The sequence below is a fragment of the Porphyromonas sp. CAG:1061 genome (assembly GCF_000435035.1).
GTDB classification, from domain to species: Bacteria; Bacteroidota; Bacteroidia; order Bacteroidales; family Porphyromonadaceae; genus Porphyromonas_A; species Porphyromonas_A somerae.
Genome location: NZ_HF988916.1, coordinates 6,778 through 13,161, shown reverse-complemented (window position 1 = coordinate 13,161; position 6,384 = coordinate 6,778). Strand labels below are relative to the sequence as shown.

Genomic DNA, 6,384 nt, shown 5'->3' with positions numbered 1-6,384 from the left:
TCTCCCTTGGCCTTTCACAGCGGTTTAAGGTGGAGGATGTAGATGTCTTGATGCTCGGGGTGAAGGATGCTTTGGCCCTATATAATATCGACTTGGTAGGGCTGGAGGTGAGTAGTTCATACACAGGCCTCACTATTGCGGTGACGGCACTCGGCAGTGTGCCCATTGGGGAGGAGCTACGCCGAAGTGGCGCAGAGAAAAATGATCTCCTTTGCCTTACCGGCAATGTGGGAGCCGCCTACATGGGGTTGCAGCTATTGATTAGAGAGAAGGTGGCTTTCGACGGAACAGCCGACTTTGCACCAAAGTTTGACGGGCGCGAATACATCCTTCAGCGACAGATGAAGCCGATTGCCCGGCTAGATATCTTAAGGCAGTTACAAGCGGCTGGCATCAAACCGACGGCGATGATCAGCGTTCGCGACGGTTTGGCAAGCGACCTACTTCAGCTCTGCCACGCCTCGGGTGTGGGAGCTCGCATCTTTGAAAAAACCATTCCGATAGACCACGAGACGGTGGGCATGGCGGACGAACTGGGGCTTTCATCCACCTTGGTGGGGATGAATGGCGGAGACGACTTTGAGCTACTCTTTACCATTCCACTCGGACTAAAGGATCTGGTGGATGCGATGGAGGATGTTCGGCAGATCGGTTATATCACCGATGCAGAGGAGGGTGTGCAACTAGTCTCCTCGGGAGGGAGCGAAACGACTATTGTGGCACAAGGATATCATAGAGAGGAGGAGGACGAATGAAACAATACCAAGAGCTACTGAGGAAGATCCTCGATGAAGGGGTGGAGAAGAGCGACCGTACCGGCACCGGCACTAAGAGCCTATTTGGGTATCAGATGCGGTTTGACCTCTCGGAGGGCTTTCCACTACTGACTACTAAGAAGCTACACCTTAAGAGCATCATCTACGAACTCTTGTGGTTTATCAAGGGCGATACCAACGTCCACTACCTACAGGAGCATGGGGTGCGGATTTGGAATGAGTGGGCCGATGAAGCGGGTGATCTCGGTCCGATTTATGGGGCACAGTGGCGTCATTGGCGTGATGCCAAAGGGCAGGAGCACGACCAGCTGGCAGAGGCTATTGAGACGATCAAGAATCATCCCGATAGCCGACGGATCATCGTGAGTGCGTGGAATGTTGGGCAGTTGCAGGAGATGCACTTGCCCCCTTGCCACCTACTCTTTCAGTTTTACGTAGCGGAGGGTCGCCTCAGCCTACAACTCTATCAGCGTAGTGCCGATGTTTTCCTCGGCGTTCCTTTCAACATTGCCAGCTACGCCTTGCTATTAATGATGGTGGCGAAGGTTACGGGACTAAAGCCAGGTACCTTTGTCCACACCCTTGGCGATGCCCACCTTTATCTCAATCACCTAGAGCAGGCACGGATACAATTGGGTCGGGAGCCTCGTGCTTTGCCTAAGATGAATATCGTGCGTGAGGTGACCGCGATTGACGACTTTAGGTTTGAGGATTTCGAACTCGTGGGCTACGACCCTCATCCACACATCAAAGCGGAGGTATCGGTATGAAATCAGAGCTACACATTATTGTCGCTATTGCGGATAACGGGGCGATAGGACTGAAGGGCGATATGCCATGGGGACGGCAACTCGCTGCCGATCTGCGTCACTTCAAGGAGACCACTATGGGCTATCCGATTGTGATGGGACGCAAGACTTTTGAGAGTCTCCCTAAGGGGGCACTTCCAGGGCGACAGAATATTGTGGTCACCCGCAATACTGCTTACCACGCAGAGGGAGCGGAGGTGGTTCATGGCCTAGAGGAGGCGATGGAGGTAGCAGAGGGGGAGAAGCTCTTCCTTATCGGTGGAGGAGAGCTATACCGACAGGGGATGGCTTTAGCCGATCAGCTACATGTGACGCTGGTTCACCACCAATGGCCTGAGGCAGATACCTTCTTTCCCGACATTGACATCGACCTTTGGGAGTGCACACAAAATGAGCCCCATGAGGCGGATGAGCGTAACGCTTTCCCCTACTCCTTTACCACCTGGAAGCGAAAAGCATAATGGCAGCATTCGAGGTGCTTTACGAGGATAACCACCTGATCATTATTAGCAAACGAGCAGGGGAGATCACTCAGGGCGATAGTACCGGAGACGTCCCTTTGCCCGAAAAGGTGAAGCTATACCTCAAGGAGAAATACCAAAAGCCGGGGAATGTCTTCCTCGGAGTGGTTCACCGTCTCGATCGGCCAGTGAGCGGAGTAGTGGTCTTTGCCAAAACCTCTAAGGCGCTCTCCAGAATGAATCGGCTCTTTCACGACGACAAGGTGGAGAAGGTGTACCACGCCATTGTGGAGCAACCCCCAAAGGCACCAGAGGGGACGCTGGTGCATTGGCTCAAGAAGAATCCTAAGCAAAATAAGTCTTATATCGTTGCCACTGGTACCAAGGGTGCCAAGGAGGCACGCCTGCACTACCGAGTGATTGGCGAGAGCGATCGATATACGCTCCTCGAGGTACGACTGGAGACGGGGCGGCATCATCAGATACGTGCTCAGCTCAGTGGCATCGGCTGCACCATTCGGGGCGACCTAAAGTATGGTGCCAAGCGGAGTAATCCCGACGGCTCAATCTCGCTTCACGCTAGAGAGGTGAGCTTCACACACCCCGTCTCGGGCGAAGCAATCTCTGTGGTCGCTCCCTACCCCACCGACGATCCGCTTTGGGGCTACTTCAAGTAACCCCCCCTTTCTTGTTTCGGCGAGGTGGCTAAAGTTTGGCAGAAAATAGGTATCTTTGAGGTAGATAGTATTTTAATAACCAAACTAAAGAGAGACCATTTACTATGAGTAAATCCAATCCGAAGATTGATCAATTTGTAGAGGAGAATAAAGGGAGATTCCTAGAGGAGCTATTTGAGCTCATTCGTATCCCATCGGTAAGTTCGCAGAGCAAGCACAAGCCTGATATGATCCGCTGTGCCGAGCATTGGCGCGACCTACTGCTGAAGAGTGGTATGGACAAGGCGGAGGTGATGCCGACTAAGGGCAACCCTGTGGTGTATGCCGAGAAGCTACTCGACCCCTCCTTCCCTACCGTGCTAGTATATGGCCATTACGATGTGATGCCACCCGAGCCACTAGAGCTCTGGAAGTCGGAGGCTTTTGAGCCTGAGGTACGCGATGGCATCATCTATGCTCGTGGGGCTGATGATGATAAGGGGCAGACAATGTGCCAGGTAAAGGGATTAGAGACAGCGATTAAGTTGGATCTACTTCGCTGCAATGTGAAGGTGATGCTAGAGGGCGAGGAGGAGATCGGTTCGCCTAGCCTTGAGGCCTTCTGCCAAGAGCATAAGGAGCTATTGAAGAGCGACCATATCCTTGTGAGCGATACCGGTATGCTGAGTGTTGAGAACCCATCAATGACGACTGGTCTGCGTGGCCTTTGCTACTGGCAGATAGAGATGACGGGGCCTAGCCACGACCTCCACTCGGGTATCTATGGCGGTGCCGTGGGTAATCCTCTCAATGAGCTGTGCAAGCTGATCGCTAAGATGCAGGATGAAAAGGGACGTATCACTATCCCTGGCTTCTACGATGATGTGGTAGAGCTGACCGAGGCCGATAGGGAGATGACTAAGAGAATCCCATTTGACGAAGCAGCTTACAAGGCCGGGATAAAGGTGAAGGAGCTATATGGCGAGGAGGGATACCATACCCTAGAGCGTACTGGCAGCCGTCCTAGCTTTGACCTTTGTGGCATCTGGGGTGGATACCAAGGCGAAGGTGCCAAGACCATCCTTCCTAGCAAGGCTTTTGCTAAGGTCTCTACCCGTCTGGTAGCAAATCAAGATGAGAAGAAGATTGCACAAGCCTTTATCGACTATGTTCATAAGCTAACTCCCGATCATGTAGAGGTGAAAGTGGAGTATCTACACGGTGGTACCCCATACCTATGCCCAAGTGACCTACCTATCTACAAGGTGGCTGAGGAGGCTTATGAGGCTACTTTCGGCAAGAAGCCACTAGCCGTTCGCTCGGGTGGAAGTATCCCAATCATCGCTACCTTTGAGCGGGTGCTAGGAGTGAAGAGTATCTTGATGGGCTTTGGACTTGGCAGCGATGCTATCCACTCACCAAATGAAAACTTCCCTCTCTACAACTTCCATATCGGTATCCGTACCGTGGCTGAATTCTACGCAAGATACGGACACAATGAGTAAGCTATTTATTAAAAACCCTCTGCACCCTGATGGGGTGCGGAGGGATATTCTTATTGAGGGCAATAAGATAGTAGCCATCGGCGACCTCCAAGGAATGGAGGCTGGGGCTGAGGTGATTGATGCCTCTCGTATGGCGGTGATCCCTGGCTTGATCAATTGTCACACACATGCGGCGATGACCTTTTTCCGTGGGTATGGCGATGACCTACGCCTGATGGACTGGCTCAATAATATGATTTGGCCAGTGGAGGCACATATGACCGAGGAGGATGTCTATGTCGGCACCAAGCTCGCTTGCCTCGAGATGATCAAGAGTGGTACCACCGCTTTCCTAGATATGTACTCCTTCCCTCACGGCACCGCAAGGGCGGTAGAGGAAATGGGGCTGAGGGCCAATGTCTCCTACACGGTATTCGATAGAGGGGATAAGGAACGGGCAGAGCTGGATAAGCGGAATATGGAGCGGTATCTAAAGGAATTTGAGCGCTACTCCGACCGTGTGCAGCTCTCAATTGGTCCGCACGCCATCTACACGGTGACTGGTCCGATGCTACAGTACACCCACGACTTCGCCAAGGCCAATGATCTACTCGTACACCTACACCTCTCCGAGACGGAGGGTGAGGTAAAGGAGTGCGTAAAGGAGCACGGCACCACCCCTGTGAGGTACCTGCAGCAGCTAGGAGTGCTCTCTCCTAATCTGGTCCTCGCCCACTCGCTTTGGATGGATAGCGAGGAGCTTCAGATCCTCGCCGACCATGGTGTGGCGTGTGTCCACAACCCCGCTTCTAATATGAAGTTGGCGAGTGGTTACCGCTTCAAGATCGAGGAGATGTGGCAAAAGGGTATCCGCGTGGGTATTGGCACTGATGGCACTTCTAGCTCCAACAACCTAGATATGTTTACCGCCATGAAACTCACCTCGTTCCTCGCTAAAGCTTGGTCGGGAGATCCAACCAGTGCCAAGGCGGGAGAGGTTTTCAAGGCAGCCACTTTTGCAGGTGCGGAGATTCTCCGTATCCCCGCAGGGCGAATTGAGGTGGGACGACTTGCCGACCTTGCCCTTTTGCAACTAGATATTCCCGAGATGACCCCTTGCCACAACCTGGTGAGCAATGTGGTCTATTCTGCCAACGGTAGTGCGGTGGATACCCTTATCGTTGATGGTCGGGTGCTGATGCATGGTCGCCACGTACCGGGCGAGGAGGCGATTATGTCCGAAGCTCGCACCGTAGCCCGCGACCTATTTGAGAGAAGTAAGAAACAAAAGCAATAGAATTTGATAAGATTATGGTAGAGTACAAGCAATATCAAGAAGCAGCGGACTACCTGAGACCGCTGATACCACAAGATACCAAGGTGGCGATTACCCTAGGCTCTGGCTTGGGTCAATTGGCCGATAAGATAGAAGAGGCTCGCGTGATCCCTTATACCGATATCCCCAACTTCCCTAAGTCTACGGCACTAGGGCACAAAGGCAACCTCATCGTGGGCAAACTCGATGGTAGCCCAGTGATCGCCATGCAGGGACGCTTCCACTACTATGAGGGCTACCCAATGGAGAAGGTAACCTTCCACGTACGCGTCTTTAAGCTCCTCGGCATTGAGTACCTATTCGTCTCCAATGCCGCCGGTGGTATCTGCGACCAGTACAAGGTGGGAGATCTGATGATCATTAGAGACCATATCAATATGCTCCCTAATCCGCTCATTGGTAAGAATATGGAGGAGTTTGGCCCTCGCTTCCCCGATATGACACGAGCTTACGACCGCCCACTGATTGCCAAGGCAGAGGAGATTGGTCGCCAACTCAATATCCCGCTTCATAAGGGCGTCTATGTCGGTTGGACAGGCCCTAGCTACGAGACTCCAGCGGAGTATAAGTACCTAGGCATCATCGGAGGCACCGCAATCGGTATGAGCACCGTGCCTGAGGTGATTGTGGCTCGCCACTGCGATATCCGCGTCTTTGGTATGTCGGTGATCACCAACGAAGGGTACCACTTCACAGATGACTTCGTCAACGATGGCGACGATGTGATTCGTGCCGCCAATGCCGCCTCCGAGAAGATGGGCCGTCTATTCACAGAGCTTATCAAGTCACTCTATTAATAATTTAGAGTAGCTTCCCAATAAAAAAGAGGCTTTGCACGAAGGATGAGATGCAAAGTCGAAAA

7 protein-coding genes are annotated in these 6,384 nt (G+C 52.6%); all 7 read left to right on the top strand.

The window, feature by feature from the left end; all coding sequences use genetic code 11:
* On the top strand, positions 1 to 755 hold a 755-nt coding region (locus QVO39_RS04955), incomplete at its 5' end, for a thiamine-phosphate kinase (RefSeq protein WP_288171782.1).
* Positions 752 to 1,546 (top strand): thymidylate synthase, encoded by a 795-nt coding sequence (locus tag QVO39_RS04950; protein WP_021903259.1) that lies wholly within the window; start codon positions 752 to 754, stop codon positions 1,544 to 1,546. The genes QVO39_RS04955 and QVO39_RS04950, both read left to right, overlap by 4 nt.
* Positions 1,543 to 2,046, top strand: coding sequence for a dihydrofolate reductase (locus QVO39_RS04945; RefSeq protein ID WP_021903258.1), 504 nt, complete (start codon positions 1,543 to 1,545; stop codon positions 2,044 to 2,046). Before QVO39_RS04950 ends, QVO39_RS04945 begins: the two co-directional genes overlap by 4 nt.
* Positions 2,046 to 2,723 (top strand): RluA family pseudouridine synthase, encoded by a 678-nt coding sequence (locus QVO39_RS04940; RefSeq protein ID WP_021903257.1) that lies wholly within the window; start codon positions 2,046 to 2,048, stop codon positions 2,721 to 2,723. Before QVO39_RS04945 ends, QVO39_RS04940 begins: the two co-directional genes overlap by 1 nt.
* Positions 2,724 to 2,827: 104 nt before the next feature.
* On the top strand, positions 2,828 to 4,207 hold the full coding sequence (locus QVO39_RS04935; protein WP_018027505.1) for a dipeptidase: 1,380 nt from the start codon (positions 2,828 to 2,830) through the stop codon (positions 4,205 to 4,207).
* Entirely contained in the window at positions 4,200 to 5,483 is a 1,284-nt protein-coding gene (locus tag QVO39_RS04930; protein WP_021903256.1) for an amidohydrolase, read from the top strand. Before QVO39_RS04935 ends, QVO39_RS04930 begins: the two co-directional genes overlap by 8 nt.
* A 14-nt stretch (positions 5,484 to 5,497) precedes the next feature.
* Positions 5,498 to 6,319, top strand: a complete 822-nt coding sequence (locus QVO39_RS04925) for a purine nucleoside phosphorylase I, inosine and guanosine-specific (protein ID WP_021903255.1) — start codon at positions 5,498 to 5,500, stop codon at positions 6,317 to 6,319.
* Positions 6,320 to 6,384 lie beyond the last annotated feature (65 nt).